17 protein-coding genes, 1 other RNA gene and 1 riboswitch are annotated in these 21,884 nt (G+C 71.2%); of the genes, 7 read left to right on the top strand and 11 right to left on the bottom strand.

Annotated elements, in window-relative coordinates; all coding sequences use genetic code 11:
• Positions 1-37 precede the first annotated feature (37 nt).
• The 6 genes from MFF56_RS00345 to MFF56_RS00320 all read right to left on the bottom strand — a co-directional run bounded on the left by MFF56_RS00345 (position 38) and on the right by MFF56_RS00320 (position 6,352).
• Complete coding sequence (locus MFF56_RS00345; RefSeq protein WP_066921627.1) at positions 38-1,549, bottom strand: DegQ family serine endoprotease; 1,512 nt, start codon at positions 1,547-1,549, stop codon at positions 38-40.
• Between the two features lie 172 nt (positions 1,550-1,721).
• The gene (gene hflC / locus MFF56_RS00340) at positions 1,722-2,672 is read right to left on the bottom strand and encodes a protease modulator HflC (protein ID WP_066921629.1); all 951 of its coding nucleotides are present in this window, start codon (positions 2,670-2,672) and stop codon (positions 1,722-1,724) included.
• Positions 2,669-3,862 (bottom strand): FtsH protease activity modulator HflK, encoded by a 1,194-nt coding sequence (gene hflK, locus MFF56_RS00335; RefSeq protein WP_238229296.1) that lies wholly within the window; start codon positions 3,860-3,862, stop codon positions 2,669-2,671. The genes hflC and hflK overlap by 4 nt, the downstream gene beginning before the upstream one ends.
• Positions 3,863-4,125: 263 nt before the next feature.
• Entirely contained in the window at positions 4,126-4,623 is a 498-nt protein-coding gene (locus tag MFF56_RS00330) for a dihydrofolate reductase (protein WP_066920185.1), read from the bottom strand.
• 9 nt (positions 4,624-4,632) lie between these two features.
• A complete protein-coding gene (locus MFF56_RS00325; RefSeq protein ID WP_066920196.1) occupies positions 4,633-5,427 on the bottom strand; it encodes a thymidylate synthase in 795 nt (264 codons plus the stop codon).
• Positions 5,428-5,518: 91 nt separating this feature from the next.
• Complete coding sequence (locus tag MFF56_RS00320) at positions 5,519-6,352, bottom strand: CPBP family intramembrane glutamic endopeptidase (protein WP_156453572.1); 834 nt, start codon at positions 6,350-6,352, stop codon at positions 5,519-5,521.
• Between the two features lie 9 nt (positions 6,353-6,361).
• Between MFF56_RS00320 and ssrA the strand changes: the two genes are divergently transcribed.
• The 3 genes from ssrA to MFF56_RS00305 all read left to right on the top strand — a co-directional run bounded on the left by ssrA (position 6,362) and on the right by MFF56_RS00305 (position 8,120).
• Positions 6,362-6,744: a transfer-messenger RNA gene (ssrA, locus tag MFF56_RS00315) on the top strand.
• Between the two features lie 78 nt (positions 6,745-6,822).
• The gene (locus MFF56_RS00310; protein ID WP_066920198.1) at positions 6,823-7,449 is read left to right on the top strand and encodes an SspB family protein; all 627 of its coding nucleotides are present in this window, start codon (positions 6,823-6,825) and stop codon (positions 7,447-7,449) included.
• Between the two features lie 161 nt (positions 7,450-7,610).
• Positions 7,611-8,120 carry an OsmC family protein gene (locus MFF56_RS00305; protein ID WP_066920200.1) on the top strand — a complete coding sequence of 170 codons (510 nt, stop codon included), beginning with the start codon at positions 7,611-7,613 and terminating at the stop codon, positions 8,118-8,120.
• 21 nt (positions 8,121-8,141) lie between these two features.
• On the opposite strand, the gene MFF56_RS00300 is transcribed toward MFF56_RS00305, so the two are convergent.
• From MFF56_RS00300 to gcvT, 4 genes are all read right to left on the bottom strand, one after another.
• Positions 8,142-9,071 (bottom strand): dihydrodipicolinate synthase family protein, encoded by a 930-nt coding sequence (locus tag MFF56_RS00300; protein ID WP_066920204.1) that lies wholly within the window; start codon positions 9,069-9,071, stop codon positions 8,142-8,144.
• A 106-nt stretch (positions 9,072-9,177) separates the two neighbouring features.
• Entirely contained in the window at positions 9,178-12,018 is a 2,841-nt protein-coding gene (gene gcvP / locus MFF56_RS00295) for an aminomethyl-transferring glycine dehydrogenase (protein ID WP_066920205.1), read from the bottom strand.
• Between the two features lie 11 nt (positions 12,019-12,029).
• The gene (gene gcvH, locus MFF56_RS00290) at positions 12,030-12,392 is read right to left on the bottom strand and encodes a glycine cleavage system protein GcvH (protein ID WP_066920206.1); all 363 of its coding nucleotides are present in this window, start codon (positions 12,390-12,392) and stop codon (positions 12,030-12,032) included.
• Positions 12,393-12,412: 20 nt separating this feature from the next.
• Positions 12,413-13,555, bottom strand: a complete 1,143-nt coding sequence (gene gcvT, locus MFF56_RS00285; RefSeq protein WP_066920210.1) for a glycine cleavage system aminomethyltransferase GcvT — start codon at positions 13,553-13,555, stop codon at positions 12,413-12,415.
• A 152-nt stretch (positions 13,556-13,707) separates the two neighbouring features.
• A riboswitch (glycine riboswitch) is annotated at positions 13,708-13,811 on the bottom strand.
• Positions 13,812-14,019: 208 nt separating this feature from the next.
• Between gcvT and MFF56_RS00280 the strand changes: the two genes are divergently transcribed.
• Positions 14,020-14,421, top strand: a complete 402-nt coding sequence (locus tag MFF56_RS00280; RefSeq protein WP_066920211.1) for a hypothetical protein — start codon at positions 14,020-14,022, stop codon at positions 14,419-14,421.
• Positions 14,422-14,466: 45 nt separating this feature from the next.
• Here the strand turns inward: MFF56_RS00280 and MFF56_RS00275 are convergent, their stop codons facing one another.
• A complete protein-coding gene (locus MFF56_RS00275) occupies positions 14,467-15,357 on the bottom strand; it encodes an MBL fold metallo-hydrolase (RefSeq protein WP_066920212.1) in 891 nt (296 codons plus the stop codon).
• A gap of 339 nt (positions 15,358-15,696) precedes the next feature.
• On the opposite strand from MFF56_RS00275, the gene MFF56_RS00270 reads away from it, so the two are divergent.
• Genes MFF56_RS00270 through MFF56_RS00260 form a run of 3 tightly spaced genes read left to right on the top strand, consistent with a single transcriptional unit; the run spans position 15,697 to position 21,874 of the window.
• Positions 15,697-17,031, top strand: coding sequence for an efflux RND transporter periplasmic adaptor subunit (locus MFF56_RS00270; protein ID WP_066920224.1), 1,335 nt, complete (start codon positions 15,697-15,699; stop codon positions 17,029-17,031).
• A 20-nt stretch (positions 17,032-17,051) separates the two neighbouring features.
• Positions 17,052-20,204 (top strand): efflux RND transporter permease subunit, encoded by a 3,153-nt coding sequence (locus MFF56_RS00265; RefSeq protein WP_066920218.1) that lies wholly within the window; start codon positions 17,052-17,054, stop codon positions 20,202-20,204.
• 50 nt (positions 20,205-20,254) lie between these two features.
• Positions 20,255-21,874, top strand: coding sequence for an efflux transporter outer membrane subunit (locus tag MFF56_RS00260; protein WP_238229295.1), 1,620 nt, complete (start codon positions 20,255-20,257; stop codon positions 21,872-21,874).
• Positions 21,875-21,884: the final 10 nt, after the last annotated feature.

The following is a 21,884-nucleotide window of genomic DNA, read 5'->3' as shown; positions in this document are numbered from 1 at the left end:
GCCAGCCTGTCCGATCGGGCGTGAGCCCGAAGACGTCCTACTCGAGGCCGAGCGCCACGAAGCGCACGTCGCCCTTCGCGTCGGCGACCTGGAGCAGGATCGACTTGCGGCCCTCCTTCTTCAGGGCGTCGACGCGCTTCGTCACCTCCGCGGGGCTGCTCACGCTCTCCTGGCCGACCTCGACGATGACCTCGCCCGGCTGGATGCGCTTGTCGGCGGCGGTGGAGTTCGGATCGACGCGGGTGACCACGACACCCTTCACGGTCTCCTTGATGGAGAAGCGGCGGCGCAGTTCGTCCGTCATGCCCGAGAGGTTGAGGCCGAGCGCCTGCCGCACGGCGTTCTCGGGCTCGGGCTGGCGGGCGTTGGCGAGCTGGGGCCGCTCGTTGTCCTCGAGGCGGCCGAGGGTGACGGCCTTGGTCTGCTCCTCGCCCTTGCGCACGATCATGACGTCGACCTTCTGGCCGACCGGCGTCGAGGCGACGATGCGGGGCAGGTCGCTCGAGGCCTTCACCGGGTTGCCGTTGAAGCGGGTGATCACGTCGCCGACCTCGAGGCCCGCGCCCTTGGCCGGACCCTTCTCGTCCACGCCCGCCACCAGCGCGCCGCGTGCGCCGCCCTTGAGGCCCAGCGCCTCGGCGGTGGCGTCGTCCACGTTCTGGATGCGCACGCCGAGCCAGCCGCGCCGCACCTCGCCGAACTCGCGCAGCTGGTCGATCACGGGCTTGGCCGAGGCCGAGGGCACCGCGAAGCCGATGCCGACCGAGCCGCCGGTCGGCGAGAGGATCGCCGTGTTGATGCCGATGACCTCGCCGTTCATGTTGAACAGCGGGCCGCCGGAATTGCCCTTGTTGATGGCCGCGTCGGTCTGGATGTAGTTGTCGTAGGGGCCCGACTCGATGTTGCGCCCGCGCGCCGAGACGATGCCGGCCGAGACCGAGCCGCCGAGCCCGAACGGGTTGCCGATCGCCATCACCCAGTCGCCGGGGCGCAGCCGCTCCGAATCCCCGAAGGGCACCGCCTTGAGCGGACGCTCGGCCGTGGGCTTCACCCGCAGCACCGCGAGGTCGATCTTCGAGTCCTTGCCGATGATCTCGGCCTTCAGCTTTGTGCCGTCGTGCAGGATGACCTGGATGTCGTTGGCGTCGCCGATGACGTGGTTGTTCGTCACCACGATGCCGGAGGCGTCGATGATGAAGCCGGAGCCGAGCGAGTTCGACTTGCGCTGGGTGCGCGGCTGCTCGCTCTCGCCACCGCCGCCGCGCCCGCCGCGCTTGTTGAAGAACTCCTCGAACAGGTCTTCGAAGGGCGTGCCGGGCGGAAGCTGGGGGCCGCTGCGGCTGGAGCGCTGCTCGACCGTGGTGGAGGCCGCGATGTTGACCACCGCGTCGGTGACCTGCTCGGCGAGGTCGGCGAGTGATTCCGGGCCGCGGGCGAGAGCGGTCACCGGCAGGGCGGTACCCGCGACGGAGACACCGATCAGGGTGGCCGCGAGCAGGCCGCGCGCGCGGGCGAGGACGGGTCGGCCGGAGGCCGGGGCGGGATTCATGGTCGACCTCTTCAAGGGCGCGTTTCCTGCAGTGCTGGGGCCGGTGGCCCGGCCTGTCCGAACCCGCCGGAGCGGGGACGGAGCGAAGGCATAGATTCGGTGGCGCGGGGCCGTCTTCAAGTGCGAAGGGCCCCCGCGATGGTCGCAGGGGCCCTTCGGGAGAGGTCCGGGTTCAGCGCGCCGGCTGGGTGGAGCCGGTCGCTCCGGGCTCGGAGCGGGTCGCGCTCCCCTGCGGCGCGCGGCCCTGCGGGTCGCTGAAGTAGCGGAAGAAGTCCGAGGTCGGGCTGATCACCAGCCGGGTCTCGGGGCCCTTCAGCCCGGTCTCGTAGGCCTGCATCGAGCGGTAGAAGGCGAAGAAGTCGGCGTCCTTGCCGAAGGCCTCGGCGAGGATCCGGTTCTTGTCGGCGTCGCCCTGGCCGCGCAGCTTCTCGGCGGTCTGTTGCGCCTCGGCGAGCAGCACCGTGACGTCGCGGTCGGCCTTGGCCCGGATGGTGGCGGCAATCTGGTCGCCGTTCGCCCGGATGTCGGCGGCCTCGCGCTCGCGCTCGGTCTTCATCCGCTTGTACACGGCCGAGGAGTTCGCCGCCGGCAGATCGACGCGGGTCATGCGCAGGTCCACGATCTGGATGCCGAGCGCCTTGGCCTGCCGGTTCACGTCCTCCTGGATCTCGTTCATCAGCCGCGTGCGCTCGGTCTTGACGATGGCGTCGCGGGTCGAGCGGGCCAGCACGTTGCGCAGCGCCGAGTTGGTGAAGCTCGCCAGACGCTGGTTGGCCAACGCGATGTTGTTCACCGACTGGTAGAAGCGCAGCGGATCGATGATCCGGTAGCGGGCGAAGGCATCGACCTCCAGGTTCTGGCGGTCGGCGGTGAGCAGCGTCTGGACCGGCAGGTCGAGGTCGAGCACCCGCTTGTCGAAGACCACCACGTTCTCCATGAACGGGATCTTGAAGTAGAGGCCCGGCCGGTCCTCGCCGGTCTGGTTGAGCACGGCGCGCACGCGGCCGAACTGCAGGACGAGGGCCTGCTGCATCTGACCGACGGTGAAGACCGAGGCGTAGAGGGCGAGGGCGATCGCGGCCGCGATCACCGCGAGCCCGGTGCGGAGCGTCTGGCCGTTCATCGGGCGGCTCCGGTCTGGGTGTTGCCCTGGACGCGGCCCCCGAACTCGGCGAGCGGCAGAACGGGGAGCACGCCGGCGCTGGCCGCGCCGGACGGGCCCTGCCCGTTCTGGTCGATGATCACCTTGTTCACGGACCCCAGCACCTTCTCCATCGTCTCCAGGAACAGCCGCTCGCGGCTCACCGCCGGCGCGACCTTGTAGGATGCGTAGACCTCGTCGAAGCGGGCCGCCTGGCCGGTGGCGTCGGCGGTGGCCTTCGTCTTGTAGGCCTCGGCCGCCTGCACGATCTGGGCGGCGCGGCCGCGGGCCTGCGGCACCTCGCGGCTCGCGTAGGTCTTGGCCTCGTTCTGGACGGTGTCGGCGTCCTGCTGGGCCGCGTTCACGTCGATGAAGGCCGGCCGGACCTCCGGCGGCGGGTTGACCGAGACGAGCTGCACCACCTCGATGCGCACGCCCGCGCCGTACTCGTCGAGCGCCGCCTGGAGGATCTCACGCACCTCCTGGGCCACGCTCGACTGCTCGTTCGTGAGGATCGCCTGGATGTTGCGCCGGCCCACCACCTCGCGCATCGCGCTCTCGGCGATGGCCTTGATGGTGCCCTCCGGGTTCTGGAGGTTGAACACGAAATCCGAGGCCTTGAGCGGGTTGACGCGCCACTGCACCTCGAAGTCGAGATCGACGATGTTCTCGTCGCCCGTGAGCATCAGGCTCTCGTCGGGCACGTCGCGCATGGAGGTGCGCCCGCTGCCCGAGGAGCGGAAGCCGACCTGGATCGAGTTGACCTGGCCGACATTCGGCTTGGTCACCGCGCCGACCGGGTAGGGGAAGTTGTAGCGCAGGCCCTCGCCCTTCGAGCCGACGTAGCGGCCGAAGATGGTCTCGATGCCGACCTGGTTCGGCGCCACCGTGTAGAAGCCGGTCAGCAGCCAGACCGCGACGGCGAGCGCGCCGACGGCCGCGATGCCCTTGCCGCTGCCGAGGAGGCCGCCGCCGCCTCCGCCACCCCCGCCGCCGCCCGGTATCACCCCGCGCAGGCGGTCCTGGCCGCGCCGCAGAAGTTCTTCCAGGTTCGGCGGCTGCTTGCCGCCTCCGCCATTGCCCCAGGGTCCTCCGCCGCCGTTGCCGCCGCGGTTGCCCCACGGGCCCCCGTTGCCGCCCCCGCCGCCGCCGCTCTGGTTACTCCAAGGCATGCCAGCCGATATCTCCTGCCCGCGGCGGAACGCCGTCCGCGCCTCATGCACAGACGGTCGCCGCGCCCGTACTCATCCCTGCCCGCAGGGCCCCGCCTGCCCGGAGGGCCCCGAGACACCGTTCCGGAGTTGTCCCAAGCACCTGCGGGGCCAGCGTCGCTGCTGTCAAGGCTCGCAGGTGGGCATCGCGGGGTCCCTTGGCAACCGCCCGCCGCCCGCGACCCGGTGACCTTGGCTAACGCGGCCCTGCCGCGGCGGCGCCGTCAGCGGACCCGGTCGAGGGTCACGAACGCGAAGGCGCTCTCGTCGTGCGGGCCCGCCTCGTGCGCCTCGCGCGCGGTCTCGCGGAACGCCCCCGGTTCGAGGGCGGGGAAATAGGTGTCGCCTGCGTAGTCGCCCGCGACCTCGGTGAGGTGGATGCGGTCGGCGTGCGGCAAGGCGAGGCGGTAGATCTCGGCCCCGCCGACCACCATCAGCTCCTCGGAGTCCGCCGCGGCCGCGAGCGCGCCGGCCCAGTCGTGCGCCACCGCGACGCCCTCGGCCGCGAAGGCCGGATCGCGGGTGAGGACCAGGGTGCGGCGGCCGGGCAGGGGCCGGCCGATCGACGCGTAGGTCTTGCGGCCCATCAGCATCGGCTTGCCCATGGTGAGGGCCTTGAAGCGCTGGAGGTCGCTGCGCAGGTGCCAGGCGAGGCCGTTGTCGCGGCCGATGACGCCGTTGCGCGCGACCGCGACGACGAGGGTGATGCGGGGCGCGGACATCGGATCTCCTCAGACGGCGACCGGCGCGGCGATCGCGGGGTGCGGCTCATAGCCCTCGATCGCGATGTCCTCGAAGCGGAAGGCGAAGAGGTCGCGCACCGCCGGGTTCAGCCGCAGGCGGGGCAGGGGGCGGGGCTCGCGGGTGAGCTGTACTTGCGTCTGCTCCAGGTGGTTCCGGTAGAGGTGGGCGTCGCCGAAGCTGTGCACGAAGTCGCCGGGCGCGAGGTCTGTGGCCTGCGCTATCATGTGGGTGAGCAGCGCGTAGCTCGCGATGTTGAAGGGCACGCCGAGGAAGGCGTCGGCCGAGCGCTGGTAGAGCTGGCAGGAGAGCCGGCCTTGCGCGACGTAGAACTGGAACAGGCAGTGGCAGGGCGCCAGCGCCATCCGGTCGAGGTCGGCCGGGTTCCAGGCCGAGACGACGAGGCGGCGCGAATCCGGGTTGCGGCGGATCTCGTCCACCACCCAGGCGATCTGGTCGACGGTGCCGCCTGACGGCTTCTCCCAGGAGCGCCACTGCTTGCCGTAGACGGGGCCGAGATCGCCGTGCTCGTCCGCCCACTCGTCCCAGATGGTGACGCCGTTCTGTTGCAGCGCCCGCACGTTGGTGTCGCCGGTGAGGAACCAGAGCAGCTCGTGGATGATCGAGCGCAGGTGCAGCCGCTTCGTGGTAACGAGCGGGAAGCCCTCGCTGAGGTCGAAGCGCATCTGGTGGCCGAACACCGACAGGGTGCCGGTGCCGGTGCGGTCCTCCTTCGAGACGCCATGGTCGAGGATGCGGCGCAGCAGGTCGTGGTAGGCTTGCATGATCCCTCTCTCGCGCGGGATCATATCAGGGCGGGGCCTCAACGCATTCCCGCGGGTGTGGACGGAGGCCTGTGCCGGAGCGGCACGGTACTCATCCCGGCCAGAGCACGTAGGCGATCAGCGCGAGGTTGCTCCAGCCGTGCAGCGCGATGCAGGGCCAGAGGCGGCCGGTGCGCCAGCGCAGGATTCCGAGGGCGAGCGCCAGCGGCAGCAGCGAGACCGGTCGGGCGAGGCTCAAGCCCGACGGACCCGAGACCGAGATGTGGGCGATGGCGAAGATTGCGGCCGTGAGCAGGATCGCGGCGGCGGGGCCCAGGACGGCGCGGGCGCGGCGAAAGATCTCGCCGCGCATCAGCAGCTCCTCGGCGAGCGGGGCCAGCACCACCACGTAGGCGAGCCAGGCCGCGACCGCGGCGGGGGTGAGCAGAGGCGACAGCCGCGTGCCCTGGCCGAAGCTCGTGCCGAACAGGGTCGCGGTGGTGCTTACCCAGAGGATGTGTGCGAGCGGCCAGAGCAGCAGGACGAGGAGGAGGTTGCGCGCCCGCATGCCGTTCGGCCGCTCGCGGTCGAGAGCGAGCCGCGCGCGCCAGCCCGCGCCGTCCCACCACAGGGCCGTGCCGAGCACGAGCCCGGCCAGGAAGACCTGGCGCAGGATGTCCACCGCGAGTTCCCGCCGGGCGAGCGCCATCGCGCCGATGAACGGCCGGCGGTTGGGGGGCAGGAAGGGGTCGATCCCGGCGATGAGGTCGGCACCCACCCGCACGCAGGCGAGCGCCATCAGGCTGGCGGCCCCGAGATAGAGCGGGACGAGGGCCAGCGTCCCGAGGAGGTGCAGCCCGGCGCGCCATCCGGACGGCCGCGGGGCCGGCGCGGGCAGGGGCGACTGGGCGCTTCCGGCAACAGGCGCGGGATCCGGCATCGACATGACAGGATCGGGCTTCAAAACCGGGGCGATCCCCTCTATATTCCCCTTGCCGGTCGCGAGGCCGGCTATGGCGATAAACGTTCTTCGGAATAAACCTATCGGACCCGGGGGCGGTACCCGGCGCCTCCACCCGAGCCCAGGACATGCTGCCGCAAGGCGCGCGTGGACCGGCCTGTGCTTCGGCGGGGGCGAAATAGGATCGACGAGGGCGTAAAGGTAGAGCTTTCGCTCGGCATGGTTCCGCCGTTATCGGGCCTTTGCAATAGTTGCCAACGACAACTTTGCTCCGGTGGCGGTGGCTGCGTAAGCGGTCCCCAATACCGACCTGAAGTCCTAGCGGGTAGCACCGCATAGGCGGGGTTCGGAGGCACCTGGCAACAGAAGCCTCCACTTTCAGTTTTTCCGAACGGCATCGTCCGCACACGCGGTCAAGGTCGTCGGGCCGAGGACGCCGGGCAGCACGACCGCAGATGGCAGACGATCTGATCCGCTACGACCTCCTCGTCCAGGAAGCCCTCCGGGGCGTCGTGCGCAAGGTGCTGACCGACGCGGCCCGGGACGGGCTGATGGGCGAGCACCACTTCTACGTCTCCTTCCGGACGGAGGCCCCGGGCGTGCGCATGTCGCAGGCGCTTCGCGAGAAGTACCCGCAGGACATGACGATCGTGCTCCAGCACCAGTTCTGGGACCTTGGCGTCACCGAGCACGCCTTCGAGGTCGGCCTGTCCTTCTCGGGCGTGCCCGAGCGCCTGCTGGTGCCCTTCGACGCGCTGACGGGCTTCTTCGACCCCTCCGTCCAGTTCGGCCTGAAGTTCGACCTGAACGAGAACGCCGAGGCGCCCGAGGGCGAGGACGAGCACCCGGCCGCCGCCAAGGGCGCGGGCCCGCGCGGGGCCGCCTCGGAGCCGAGCGAGCTGAAGCCGAAGGGCGCCGGGCTCGCGACCGTCGGCAGCAGCGTTCCCAAGGTGCTGCCCGCCCCGGCCGCGCAGGGGAACAAGGGCGAGGACAAGCCCGCCCGCCCCGCCCGCAAGGAGGGCGAGGGCGAGGAGAGCGGCGCAGAGGTGGTCAGCCTCGACGCGTTCCGCAAGAAGAGCTGAGCGGCGACCGCCCCGACCCGTCCGCCTTCCTGTATCCCTCTCCGGCGTCGTCCTGGCGGTGCGCGCCGCCGCGCCCGTACGTCGCCGAGGCGTCCCCTCCCGGTTGAGCCCCGACGCGCCAGCGGCTAACCGCTTGGGGCCAACAACGAAGGAACGCCCCGATGGACGCCACCAGCCTGCGCGCGCTTCAGGCGCCGCTGAAGGACCAGTACCGCCAGAGCCCCGATTCCGCCGTCGTCACCCTGCGGGCCAAGGGCTCGCTCGACGACACGGGCGTCGCCTGCAAGGTCGAGACCGGGCGAGCCCTGGCGGTGGCGGGCCTGCACCCGGCGACGGGAGGCTCCGGCGCAGAGCTCTGCTCCGGCGACATGCTGCTCGAGGCGCTCGTCGCCTGCGCGGGCGTGACCCTGAAGGCGGTCGCGACCGCCCTGGAGATCCCGCTGCGCTCGGGGCAGGTGAGCGCCGAGGGCGACCTCGATTTCCGCGGCACGCTCGGCGTCGACAAGGAGGCGCCGGTGGGCTTCCGCGCCATCCGCCTCAGCTTCACCCTCGACACGGACGCGCCGCAGGAGAAGCTCGACCAGCTCCTCAAGCTGACCGAGCGTTACTGCGTGGTGTTCCAGACCCTGAACCACCGGCCCGAGCTGGCGGTCACCGCTACGAAGGGCTGAGGCCGCACGCCGCGCGACGCGTCAGACCGCCGCGCGGGGATCGTGCCGGGCGAGGCGGGCGAGCAGGTATTCGACCTCCGCGCGGGCGGTGGCGCTCATGCCGCCAGCGGGCTTGCGCTGTGCGTCCGAGGCGATGAGGCCGCGCCGGGCCATCACGTATTTGCGGATCGCGAGGCCGACGCCCGGCTGCTGCTCGTAGCGCAACAGGGGCAGATGCGCGTCGAACAGGTCGTGGGCGCGGTCGCGCTCGCCGGCCTGTGCGAGGCGCACCACATCCATCAGCATGTCGGGGAAGGCGTAGCCGGTCATGGCGCCGTCGGCCCCGCGCTCGCACTCGAAATCGAGGAACAGGCCGCCGTTGCCGCAGAGGATCGAGATGCGGCGCATCGCCCCGTCGGCTTCGAAGGCGCGGAGCTGCGAGATCTTCTCCAGGCCCGGCCAGTCCTCGTGTTTCAGCATGACGCAGTTGGCGTTCTCCTGGACGATGCGGCGGATCACGCCAGGCGTCATCACCACGGAGAAATTCAGCGGATAGTCCTGGATCACGAAGGGTACGTCGGGGCCGATCGCCTCGGCCGCCTGCCGATAATACGTCGCGATCTGGTCGTCGGTGCGCAGGGTGTTGGGCGGCGCGATCATCACGCCGGCCGCACCCGCCTCCATGCCGGCGCGGGCAAGCCCGGCCATCGCGGCGAAACCCGGCGCCGAGACGCCGACGATCACCGGCAGGTTGCCGGCGCGCCGGATGAAGCGGGTGGCGACCGCGAGGCCCTCCGCGTGGTCGAGCTTCGGTGCCTCGCCCATCACGCCGAGCACCGTCAGGCCCGTGGCGCCGCAGCCGAGGTAGAATTCGGTCAGCCGGTCGATCGAGTCGAAGTCGATCCGGCCGTCCGGGTGGAACGGCGTCGGGGCGATCGGGTAGACGCCGCGTGCGGACGCGTCGAGAGGCATGGGTAGGACTCCCTTGTGCGCCCGGACAGCGGCGCCGGCCGGATCTACGCCGCGCGGGAGCCCTGCGCCAACCCTCCCCCGCGAACGGGGGAGGGCCGGGTCCGCCTCACTCGGCGGCCGCCTCGTAGCTCTCCGGCGGGGGGCAGGAGCAGACGAGGTTGCGGTCGCCGTAGGCGTTGTCGACGCGGTTGACCGGGGGCCAGTACTTGTCGGTCCGGAAGCTGCCCGCCGGGAAGCAGCCGGCCTCCCGCGAGTAGGGCCGCTCCCAGGCGCCGACGAGGTCCTGGACCGTGTGGGGGGCGTTCCTGAGCGGGTTGTCCGCCCGGTCGGCCCGCCCCTCTTCGATCGCCCGGATCTCCTCGCGGATCGCCAGCATGGCGTCGCAGAAACGGTCGATCTCGCCCTTGGTCTCGGACTCGGTCGGCTCGATCATCAGCGTGCCGGCGACCGGCCAGCTCATGGTCGGCGGATGGAAGCCGCTGTCGATCAGGCGCTTGGCGACGTCGTCCACCGTGATCCCGGCGCTCTTCTGGAAGGGGCGCAGGTCCACGATGCACTCGTGCGCCACGCGGCCCCGCTCGCCCGCGTAGAGGATCGGGTAGGCGCCCCCGAGGCGCGCCGCGATGTAGTTGGCGCCGAGGATCGCCACCCGCGTCGCCTGGGCGAGGCCGCGGCCCCCCATCATCAGGCAGTAGCTCCACGAGATCGGCAGGATCGAGGCCGAGCCGTAGGCGGAGCCCGAGACCGCGCCTTCCTCGCCGCTGCGCGGATCGGAGGGCAGGAACGGGATCAGGTGCGCCTTGACGCCGATCGGCCCCATGCCGGGCCCGCCGCCGCCGTGCGGGATGCAGAAGGTCTTGTGCAGGTTGAGGTGGCTGACGTCGGCCCCGATATCGCCGGGCCGGGCGAGCCCCACCAGCGCGTTGAGGTTCGCCCCGTCGAGGTAGACCTGGCCGCCGTGGAAATGCGTGATCGCGCAGATCTCCCGCACCCGCGCCTCGAAGACGCCGTGGGTTGAGGGGTAGGTGATCATGCAGGCCGCGAGCCTGTCGGCGTGCTGCTCGGCCTTCCTGCGGAAATCCTCCACGTCCACGTTGCCGTTGGCGTCGGCGCCCACCACCACCACGCTCATCCCGCACATCTGCGCCGAGGCCGGGTTGGTGCCGTGGGCCGAGGAGGGGATCAGGCAGACGGTGCGGTGCGTGTCGCCGCGCGCGCGGTGATAGCGGCGGATGGCGAGCAGCCCCGCATACTCGCCCTGCGCGCCGGAGTTCGGCTGCATCGAGATCGCGTCGTAGCCCGTGATCGCGCAGAGTTTCTCGGAGAGGTCGCCGATAAGCTGGTGGTAGCCCGCAGCCTGGTCGTCGGGCACGTGCGGGTGGATCTCCGAGAATTCCGGCCAGGAGATCGGCAGCATCTCCGCCGTGGCGTTGAGCTTCATCGTGCAGGAGCCGAGGGGAATCATCGCCCGGTCGAGGGCGAGGTCGCGGTCGGCGAGGCGGCGCATGTAGCGCGTCATCTCGCTCTCGGCCCGGTTCATGTGGAAGATCGGGTGCGTCAGGTAGGGCGAGGTACGCAGCTGGCCCTCCGGCAGGCGCTGCTCCGGCCACGCCTCGTCGTAGGGTACCTCGTGGCCGCCGAAGGCGCGCCAGACCGCCTGGAGGATGTCGGGACGGGTGCGCTCGTCCACCGTGATGCCGATCCGGTCGTCGCCGACCTTGCGCAGGTTCACCCCGTTCTCCACGGCGCTCTTCAGGATCACGCCCTGGAAGGGCCCCACCGCGACGGTGATCGTGTCGAAGAAGTGCTCGGGCTCGACCCGGAAGCCGAGACCGGTGAGGCCGTCGGCGAGCCGCACCGCGTCGCGGTGCACCCGCTGGGCGATGGCCTTGAGGCCTGCCGGGCCATGGTAGACCGCGTACATCGCGGCGATGACCGCGAGCAGCACTTGGCTGGTGCAGATGTTCGAGGTGGCCTTCTCGCGGCGGATGTGCTGCTCGCGGGTCTGGAGCGCGAGGCGGTAGGCGCGTTTGCCGTGGGCATCGACCGAGACGCCGACGATGCGCCCCGGCAGCGCCCGCTTGTGGGCGTCACGGGTGGCCATGTAGGCGGCGTGCGGGCCGCCGAAGCCCATCGGCACGCCGTAGCGCTGCATCGAGCCGACCGCGATGTCGGCGCCCATCTCGCCGGGCGGCTTGAGCAGCGTGAGCGCCAGCGGGTCGGCCGCGACCGCCGCGACGGCGCCCGCCGCGTGAAGCGCCGCGATCGGTCCCGAGAAATCGTGGATCGCGCCGTTCACGCCCGGGTACTGGAACAGCGCGCCGAAGACCGCCGCGGGATCGAGGTCGGCGAAGGGATCGCCCACCACGATGCGCCAGCCGAGCGGCGCGGCCCGCGTCCTGAGCACCGCGATGGTCTGGGGCAGGCAGTCCCGGTCCACGAAGAAGGCGTCCTGCTTCGAGGCGGCGACGCGGTTGGCCATGCCCATCGCCTCGGCCGCGGCGGTGGCCTCGTCGAGCAGCGAGGCGTTGGCCACGTCGAGCCCGGTGAGGTCGCAGACGAGCGTCTGGAAGTTCAGGAGCGCCTCGAGCCGCCCCTGGCTGATCTCGGGCTGGTAGGGCGAGTAGGCCGTGTACCAGGCCGGGTTCTCGAAGATGTTGCGCTGGATCGCCGGCGGCATCGTGGTGCCGTGGTAGCCCTGGCCGATCAGCGAGACGAGGAGCCGGTTCTTGTCGGCGGTCGCCCGCATCGTCTCGATGGCGCGGCGCTCGGTCAGCGGCTTGCCGAAGGCGAGCGGCGCCGCCTGGCGGATGTCCGGCGGCAGGGTCTCGTCCACGAGGGCGTCGAGGCTGGCAGCCCGGCAGACCGCGAGCATCTCGCCGATCTCGGCCGTCGTCGGGCCGATATGGCGGCGGTTGGCGAAGTCGTAGGGGTCGTAGTGGGTCATGGGCCCCTCCCTCATTTCGGCAGGGCGGCGTAGGCCGCCGCGTCCATCAGGGCCTCGAAGGCGGCGGGATCCTCGAGCCGCATCCGGTAGAGCCAGCCCTCGCCCTCGGGGTCGGAGCCGACGCTCTCGGGGTTCGTCACCACCGCCTCGTTGATCTCCGTCACCTCGCCGTCGAGCGGCGCGTAGACGTCGGAGGCGGCCTTGACCGACTCGACCACCGCGGCGGAGGCGCCCTGGGTGAGCTTCGCCCCGACCCTCGGGAGCTCGATGAAGACGAGGTCGCCGAGCTGCTCGGCGGCGTGCGCGGTGATGCCGACCGTGACGACGTCGCCCTTGCGCCGCAGCCACTCGTGCTCCTGGGTGTATCTCAGCATGGGTCTGGCTCCGGGAGGGTTCAGCCGCGCTTGAAGCCGGCGGGGAGGAAGGGGAGGGGGGCGACGGTGAGGGGCAGGCGCTGGCCGCGCACCTCGGCCCGGACCCGGGTGCCGGGCTCGGTCAGGCCGCAGGGCAGGTAGCCCATGGCGACGGGCGCCCCGAGGCTCGGCCCGAAGCCGCCGGAGGTGACGTGGCCGACGGGTTTCCCCTCGTCGTCGGCGAAGAGCGGCGCGCCGGCCCGCACGGGGGCGCGACCCTCGGCGAGCAGGCCGACGCGGCGGCGCCCGGTGCCCGCCGCCAGCTCGGCGAGGATCCGCTCGGCGCCCGGGAAGCCGCCCGGACGGGCCCCGCCGCGGCGCCGGGCCGGCGAGATCGCCCAGCCGAGGGCGGCCTCGACCGGGCTCGTCGTCGCGTCGATGTCGGCGCCGTGCAGGCAGAGGCCCGCCTCGAGACGCAGGGAATCGCGGGCGCCGAGTCCGATCGGCAGCACGGCCGGGTCGGCGAGCAGCGCCTCGGCGATCGGCTCGGCCGACGCCTCCGGCGTCGAGATCTCGAACCCGTCCTCCCCCGTGTAGCCGGAGCGGGTGACGACGCAGGCGGCGCCCAGGATGTCCACCGCCCGCGCATCCATGAAGCGCATCGCGGCGACCTCCGGCGCGAGCCGGGCGAGCGCCGCCTCCGCGCCCGGCCCCTGCAGGGCGAGGAGCGCGCGGGGCAGTTCCTCGACCGTGACCGAGGCGGGCAGGCTGGCCCGCAGATGCGCGAGGTCGGCCGTCTTGTTCGCCGCGTTGACCACGAGGACGAGCCGGTCGCCGAGATGGGCAGCCATCAGGTCGTCCAGGATGCCGCCCTGCCCGTCGGTGAGCAGGCCGTAGCGCTGGCGCCCCGGCTTCAGCCCGAGGATGTCGGCCGGGACCAGCGCCTCCAGGGCCCGGGCGGCCTCCGCCACATCGCCGGCCCGGAGGGCGACCTGACCCATATGCGAGACGTCGAACAGGCCCGCGGCGGCGCGGGTGTGCAGATGCTCCTTGAGCAGCCCCGCCGGGTACTGCACCGGCATGGCGTAGCCGGCGAACGGCACCATCCGGGCGCCCAGGCGCCGATGCAGGTCGTCCAGCGGGGTCTTGAGAAGGGGGGCGGTCTCGACGGATTGTGCCGACATCCGGATTCTCCACGACAGCGTGCGTCCGGAAGGCGCCTCACGCGCGTTTCCGGCCTGCCCCCATCTGTCGCGGTTACCTGAGAGCTTCCCCCGGGCTCGCGCCGCGAGGTTTCTCCTTCGGTGGACGCCCGAGGGCGCCTCTCTCCAGATTGTCCAACGATACGGTGATTGTGCCTGAGAGTTTCCGGGGGTGGTTGCTCCGTCGGCGCCATGCCCGACCGTCTCCGGCCGGACTGGGCTCTCCCGTATCGCCTTTAGCGGACGCGATGATCAAAGCACGTCTCGGCGGTGCGGCGCAACATCCCGCCGCGGGTGGATGTTTCAGACCGCGTGATCCGTATCGAGCCGGACCGACGGGATCGTCCGGGGTGGCATTAACATGCGTGATTTCGGCGCTCTTCGGGCTGGGTGTGTAATAATCTTGCGCAAACGGTTACTTGCAAGATCTTCTGCGGAGGTTCGCCATGGGAGCCGCCATGAAGGCCGGCATGAGCGCGCCGGCCAGGACCGTCATCGCCCACGCCGCCTACCTCACCGCCGCCGGCCTCGCGTTCCTGCTCGCCCCCGAGGGCGTGGCGCGGCTGCTCGGCGTGGCGGGCGAGCCCTACCTCTTCCGGGTCGTCGGGCTCCTGATGCTCTGCTTCGCCGCCTACGACGCGCTGTTCGCGCGGCACGAGGACCGGCCGCTGATCGGCGCGAGCGTCGTCGTCCGGACCTGCCTCGCCGCCGCCTTCGTCCTCTTGGTGATGGCCGACCTCGCCCCGATGCCGCTCCTCGCCTTCGCGCTGGTGGAGGTCGTCGGGGCGGCCGCGACGGCCCTCGCGATGCGGGGCCGCCCGACGGCCGGTCCGCTGCCGGCCCATTGAGGGAAGCGGCCGGCCCGTCGGGGCCGGGGCCGGGGTCGGCCCGCCTCAGGGTGACCGGTAGGCCGAGCCGTCCTCGGCGCGGTTGGGCCGCTCGACGTAGCGGCCCTGGTCCGGAACGGCGATGCGGTCGAAATCCGCCGCGAGCGCCTCGAGGCCGCGCCGCAACTCGGTGCCGGCCAGCGCGCGGCCGTGCCCGGTGACGGCGAGGTCCGGCTTCAGGGCGGCGAGCGCCCGGACCGAGTCGCGCGCCGCTGGCCAGTCGATGGTCAGGTATTTGGGCGGCCCGTGGATCTCGGGGGTCTGCACGATCGACTCGTAGGCCGATTCGCTCGCCGTGGTGATGAAGGCATCGCCCGCGATCAGCGCTCGGTCGCTCTCCCGCCAGAACGAGACGTGGCCCGGGGAGTGGCCGGGCGTGTGGATCCAGCGCCAGCCGGCCAAGTCCGGGATGCTGCCGTCCTCGGGCAGGTCGCGCAGCTGCGCGGCGACGTTCACGGGCTTGGTCGGGAAGAGCGGCGAGGCCAGCGCCATCGCGCCGCCGCCGACGCTCGCGTCGCCCGGCGGGTAGGCGGCGCTGCCGTCGAGATAGGGCCGCTCCAGGCGGTGGGCGTAGACCGGCACGTCCCAGGCCGCCGCCAGGTCCTCCAGCACGCCCACATGGTCGAAATGCCCGTGGGTGAGCAGGATCGCGGCCGGCCGCGCGCCGCCGAAGCGCGCCTCGGCCGCTTCCTCGATCCGCCCGCGGGTGCCGGGAAAGCCCGCATCGACCAGCACCCAGCCGGCCTCGCCGGGGCGCCCGACATAGGCGACGTTGGCGATGACGTGGCGCTGGTAGGCGAGGTCGGGCCGGACCTCGTGGGTGGCGTCGTCGCGCTCGGCGTCGGCGCGCGGGTCGTCCGCGCGCGCGTTCGGATCGACCGGGATCTGCTGGACCATCGGCTCTCTTCCCACCTGCCCTTGCCGCCCACCCTCTCAGGCCAACCCGGGAGCGCCCTCCCGGATCCGGGGCAGGATCCAGGTCGGGTCAGGACAGGGAGGCGGGGGCGCCCGCGGCGGCGGCACGGCGGCCGTGCGCCCATCGCCCAAGATGCGAGCCGCGTTCATCAAATTGTCGTCAGTGCTAAATTGCAACCGCGGTCAAAACTCGTCGGCCGCCCGGTTCTTCTGCCACAGAAAAGCGATAAGGGTCGTCTCGATGCGAGCAGGCGAAGGCGGGCGCGAATCGCGCGCCGGCCCGCGGTGCCGAACCTGCTGCGGACCGACCCCGAGACCACGATGGACGCCCGCAATCCTCTGGAGCCCGAAGCCCGCAGCGGCGAGGCGCGCGCCGCGCGCCGGGTCGGCCTGCTGCCCGTCGCCGCTGCGCTGCTCCTGTGCGTGGCGCTGGTGGCCGCGGTGGCCGTGTTCCCGCAGCCGGTGCGCGACGCGGCCGAGCGGGCGATCGCCTACGTCCGGGACCTCACAGGGGGCGGCGAGGCGGCGGAAGAGGCGGCCGAGCGGGCCGAGACGGCCTCTTCGGGCGAGCGCGTCTTCCGTCCGACGCGGGAGCAGCGCGCCGCCTTCGAGATTCACCCGGTCGCCACCATGACCTTCCGGCCCGAGGGCATGGCGGAGGGGCGCATCGCGCTCAACGAGGACGACAACGTGCCGGTGGCCGCGCCGTATTCGGGCCGGGTCACGAAGGTTCTGGCCCGGGCGGGCGACGAGGTGAAGGCCGGCGCCGTGCTGCTGACGCTGGAGGCCACCGACATGGTCCAGGCGCAGAACGACTACCAGACGGCCCTCAACAACCTGCAGAAGCAGCAGGCCCTCCTGAAGCTCGACCAGACCATCGCGTCCCGCCAGCAGGAGCTGTTCGCCGCCCGCGCCGTGGCGCTGAAGGACTACCAGTCGGCCCAGAACGACGTGATCGCGGCCCAGAGCGACCTGAAGACCGCCGAGGCGACGCTCGACGCGGTGAAGAACCGCCTGCGCCTCCTCGGCAAGACCGATGCCGAGATCGCGGGCTTCGAGAAGAACGGCCGGCTGAACCCCGAGGTCGAGATCCGGGCGCCGATCGCCGGCACCATCGTGCAGCGCAAAGTGGGCGTCGGCCAGTACCTCACCCCCTCCAGCGACCCGGTCTTCGTGATCGGCGACCTCTCGACCGTCTGGCTGATCGCCAACGTGCGCGAGAGCGAGATCCCGAAGATCCGCATCGGCCAGGAGGTCGAGGCGCGGGTCGCCGGCTTCGGCGCCCGCATCTTCAAGGCGCGGGTCAACTACATGGCGGCGAGCCTCGACCCGGCGACGCGCCGGCTCGCCGTGCGCAGCGAGGTCGACAACCCCGAGCGGCTGCTGAAGCCCGAGATGTTCGCGACCTTCACCATCGTCACCGGCAAGCCGCAGCCCTCGCCCGCGGTGCCGATGGCCGCGATCGTCTACGAGGGCGCTGCCGCCCATGTCTGGGTGGCGAGGCCCGACGGCAGCATCGTGGCCCGCGCGGTGAAGCTCGGGCTGATCAACGGCGAGAACGCGCAGGTGGTCGAGGGCCTGAGCCCGGGCGAGGAGGTCGTCACCCGCGGCGCCCTGTTCATCGACCGGGCCGCCTCCGGCGACAAGGCCTCCTGAGGGAGCCGGGGGGCGCCGCCATGAACAGCCTGATCGTCTTCTCGCTCCGCCAGCGGGTCCTGGTCTTCCTGGGCTTCCTGGTGATGATGGGCCTCGGCTACGCGAGCTACACCCAGCTCAACATCGAGGCCTATCCAGACCCCGTCCCGCCGCTCGTGGACGTGATCACCCAGAATCCCGGCCAGTCGGCGGAGGAGATCGAGCGCTACATCACGATCCCGCTGGAGGTCGCGCTCGCCGGCATCCCGAACGCCACGGTCGTGCGCACGATCTCGCTGTTCGGCCTCTCCGACGTGAAGGTGCAGTTCAACTACGCCTACACGTACGAGCAGGCGCTGCAGCGCGTGCTCAACCGCCTCTCGCAATTGCCGCCCCTGCCGAACGGGGCCCAGCCGCAGATCTCGCCGACGAGCCCGGTGGGCGAGATCATGCGCTACAAGCTCGTGGGCCCGGCGGGCTACTCGTCGGCCGACATGAAGACCCTGCAGGACTGGGTGCTGCAGCGCCGCTTCAAGGCGATCCCCGGCGTGGTCGACGTGACGGCCTTCGGTGGCAAGGCCAAGGAATACGAGATCGCGGTCGATCTCAACCGGCTCCAGGCCCAAGGGCTGACGCTCGTCCAGCTGGTGACGGCGCTCAACAACTCCTCGATCAACGTCGGCGGGCAGACGCTGAACGTCGGCGAGCAGGCGGCGGTGGTGCGCGGCATCGGCCTGATCCGCGACATGGACGACATCCGCGACACGATGCTGACGCAGGTGAACGGCGTGCCGGTGCTGGTTAAGGACGTTGCCGAGGTGCGCGTCTCGAACGCGCCGCGGCTCGGCATCGTCGGCCACGACGACCAGCCGGACGTGGTCGAGGGCATCGTGCTGATGAGCCGCGGCGGCCAGAGCCTGCCGACCCTGAAACGCGTCGAGGCCGAGATCGACCGGATCAACAACTCCACGATCCTGCCGCCCGACGTGAAGATCCAGCGCATCTACGACCGCTCGGGGCTGATCCACACCACCACCCACACGGTGATGCACAATCTCGTCTTCGGCGTGGTGCTGGTCTTCGTGGTGCAGTGGCTGTTCTTAGGATCGCTCCGCAGCGCTATCATCGTGGCGGCGACGATCCCCTTCGCGCTGGGCTTCGCCATCCTGATCCTGGTGGTGCGGGGCGATTCCGCGAACCTCCTCTCGCTCGGCGCGATCGACTTCGGCCTCATCGTGGACGCCACCGTGATCATGGTCGAGAACGTGTTCCGGCACCTCGCCGAGCCGCATCTCTCGAAGGGCCAGCGGGCGCCGGGCGGGCTCACGGGCCGGCTCGGCACCATCGCCATCGCGGGCGCCGAGGTGAACCGGGCGATCTTCTTCTCGGCCACCATCATCATCGTGGGCTTCCTGCCGCTCTTCACGATGACGGGCGTCGAGGGCCACATCTTCGGGCCGATGGCCAAGACCTACGCCTACGCGCTGGTCGGCGGCTTGATCGCGACCTTCACGGTCTCGCCGGCCCTCTCGGCGCTCATCCTGCCCAAGCACGTCGAGGAGCGCGACACGCTGATCGTGAAGCTGCTCCGCTTCGGCCACGAGATCATCCTGAAGTTCGGCCTGCGCAACCGGGTGCTGTCGCTGGCCGTGACGCTGGCGATCCTGCTCGTCTCGGGCCTCGCCGCGCGCAATCTCGGCCTGGAATTCCTGCCCAAGCTCGAGGAGGGCAACCTCTACGTGCGCGGCACCATGCCGGCCTCGATCTCGCTGGAGGCGGGCAACGCCTCCGTGCAGCGCCTGCGCAAGATCTTCCAGGAGGTGCCCGAGGTCGTCACCGTGATCTCGCACCAGGGCCGGCCCGCCGACGGAACCGACGCCACCGGCTTCTTCAACTGCGAGATCCTGGCGCCGCTCAAACCCATCGACCAGTGGCGGAAGGGCCTCGACAAGGAGACCCTGATCCGCAACCTCTCCAAGCGCCTGGAGCAGGAGTTTCCCGGCATCGAGTTCAACTTCTCGCAGTATATCGAGGACAACGTCCAGGAGGCGGCCTCGGGCGTGAAGGGCGAGAACTCGGTCAAGATCTACGGTTCCGACCTCGCGCAGATCACCAAGACCGCCGAGGCGGTCAAGGGCGTGCTCGCGACGGTGCCCGGCATCACGGATCTGGCCGTCTTCGCATCCCTCGGACAGCCGACGGTGCGCATCGACGTCGACCGGCAGAAGGCCGCCCGCTTCGGCCTGTCCATCGGCGACGTGAACACCACGGTGGCGGCCGCGATCGGCGGCCAGACCGCGGGCGACCTCTACGAGTACGGCTCGGACCGGCACTTCCCGATGCGGGTGCGGCTGGCGAAGGAGTATCGCTCCTCGCTGGAGACGATCCGCAACATCACCATCGGGGCGCCCAACCCCAACGGCGGCGTGGTGCAGGTGCCGCTCTCGGAGATCGCCACCGTCGAACTCGTCTCCGGCGCGGCCTTCATCTACCGCGAGGACCAGGAGCGCTACATCCCGGTGAAGTTCTCGGTGCGCGGGCGCGACCTCGGCAGCGCGGTGCTGGAAGCGCAGGCCCGCGTCGCCCAGGAGGTGGAGATGCCGGCCGGCTACCACATGGAGTGGGTCGGCCAGTTCACGAACCTGCAGGACGCGGTGGCCCGCCTCAGCCTCGTCGTGCCGCTGACGCTGGTGCTGATCGCGCTCCTCTTATTCATCAACTTCAACTCGGTCACCGACATGCTGCTCACGCTCTCGGTGATCCCGATGGCGATGATCGGCGGCATCCTCGCGCTGTTCCTCACGGCGACGCCCTTCTCGATCTCGGCGGCGATCGGCTTCATCGCGCTCTTCGGCATCTCGACCATGGAGGGCGTGATCCTGCTGGCCTACTACAACCAGCTCCTCGACGAGGGGATGGAGCGGGCCGAGGCCGTCTGGCACGCCTCGATCGTGCGCATGCGGCCGGTGATGATGACGTGCGTTGCCGCCTGCGTCGGCCTCTTGCCCGCGGCCGTCTCCACCGGCATCGGCTCGCAGGTGCAGAAGCCGCTGGCGCTGGTGGTGGTCGGCGGCATCCTGCTCGCCCCGAACCTGATCCTGGTGGTGCTCCCCGTCCTGATCTCGCTGTTCTCCCGGCGGAAGACCAACCGCGACGCCGTGCCGGCCCAGCACCACCACACGGCAGCGGCGTGATGCGGGCGCAACAGGCGCGCGCGGCCGCGATGCTGCGCCGCGGGCCAGCGTTGACAGGGACCGTCCCGGCGTCCCTCTACGGGTGGCACGATGCCAAGGTGGGGACCGGCGGCGCCATGGTGGCAGGACATGGACGGAGGGCGCGGGCCGCGTCCCGCCTGCTCGCCGGCGCGCTCTGCGCCGCGCTCTGCGCCGGCATCTCCGCCTGCGCGGTCGGGCCGAACTTCGTGGCCCCGGAGGACCCGCCGGTCACCCGCTACACGCGCGAGCCCCTGAAGAACCCGAGCGCGGCCGACGCCATCACCACGCGCCAGGGCGGCTCGGCCGACCAGAGCTTCGTCTCGGGCGCCGACATCCCGGGGGAATGGTGGAAGCTGTTCCGCTCGAAGGCGCTGAACCGCCTCGTCGAGGAGGCGCTCGCCAACAACCCGAACCTGGAGGCGGCCCAGGCCAGCTTGCGCATCGCGCAGCAGAACGTGCTCGCGCAGAAGGGCACGCTGTTCCCGACGCTCTCGGCCACGCCGCAGGCGCAAGGGTCGCGCGCGCCGGGGCTCGACCTGCAGTCGCCGCTGCAGAACCAGACCCAGTACCTCTACAGCCTCTACACCCCGCAGGTGACGGTGTCGTTCAACCCGGACGTGTTCGGGGGCAACCGCCGCCAGATCGAGGCGCTGGAGGCCCAGGCCGAGAACCAGCGCTTCCAGCTGGAAGCCGCCTATCTCAGCCTCACCGCCAACGTGGTGACGGCGGCGATCCAGGAGGCGTCCCTGCGCGCGCAGATCGACGCGACGAAGCGGGTGATCCAGGCCCAGACCGAGGTTCTGGACCTCTACAACAAGCAGCTCAGGCTCGGGCAGATCGCGGGCGCCGACGTGGTGCAGCAGCAGGCCGCGCTCTCGGTCTCCCAGCAACTCCTGCCGCCGCTGGAGAAGCAGCTCGCCCAGCAGCGTAACCTGCTCACGGCGCTGACCGGCCGGCTGCCGAGCGAGGAGGTCTCGCAGACCTTCACGCTGGCAGCGCTCCGCCTGCCCACCCGGCTGCCGGTCAGCCTGCCCTCGCGCCTCGTGCAGCAGCGCCCGGACGTGAAGGCGGCCGAGGCCCTGGTGCAGCAGGCCTCCGCCGGCGTCGGCGTCGCGGTGGCCAACCGCCTGCCGCAATTCACCATCTCGGCGACCGGCGGCGCCAGCGCGGTGCGCATCGCTCAGCTCCTGAACCCGGGCGCGGGCTTCTTCACGATCATCGGACAGGCGACGGCGCCGATCTTCGATGCCGGCACGCTCTACCGGCGCCAGCGCGCCTCGGAGGAGGCGCTGACCCAGGCCCAGGCACAGTACCGCGCCACCGTGGTCGGGGCCTTCCAGAACGTCGCCGACGCGCTGCGGGCGCTCCAGGCGGATGCGCGGGCGGTCGCGGCGGCGTCGGCGGCCGAGAAAGCCACGGGCGAGAGCCTCGGGCTGATCCGCAAGCAGTTCGAGGCGGGCGCCATCAACGCCACGCAGGTGCTGATCGCCCAGCAGAGCTATCTCTCGGCGCTCGTCACATCGGCCTCCGCGCGTGCGACCCAGTACGCCGACACCGCGGCCCTGTTCCAGGCGCTCGGTGGCGGCTGGTGGAACCGTGTGGACGTGGCGGTGCCCCCGCCGGAGACGGACCCGGCGAAGTTCTTGTGAGCGAGCCGGG

Source organism: Methylobacterium hispanicum (genome assembly GCF_022179285.1).
Lineage (GTDB): Bacteria > Pseudomonadota > Alphaproteobacteria > Rhizobiales > Beijerinckiaceae > Methylobacterium > Methylobacterium hispanicum.
This window is presented reverse-complemented; position numbering and strand designations above follow the sequence as displayed.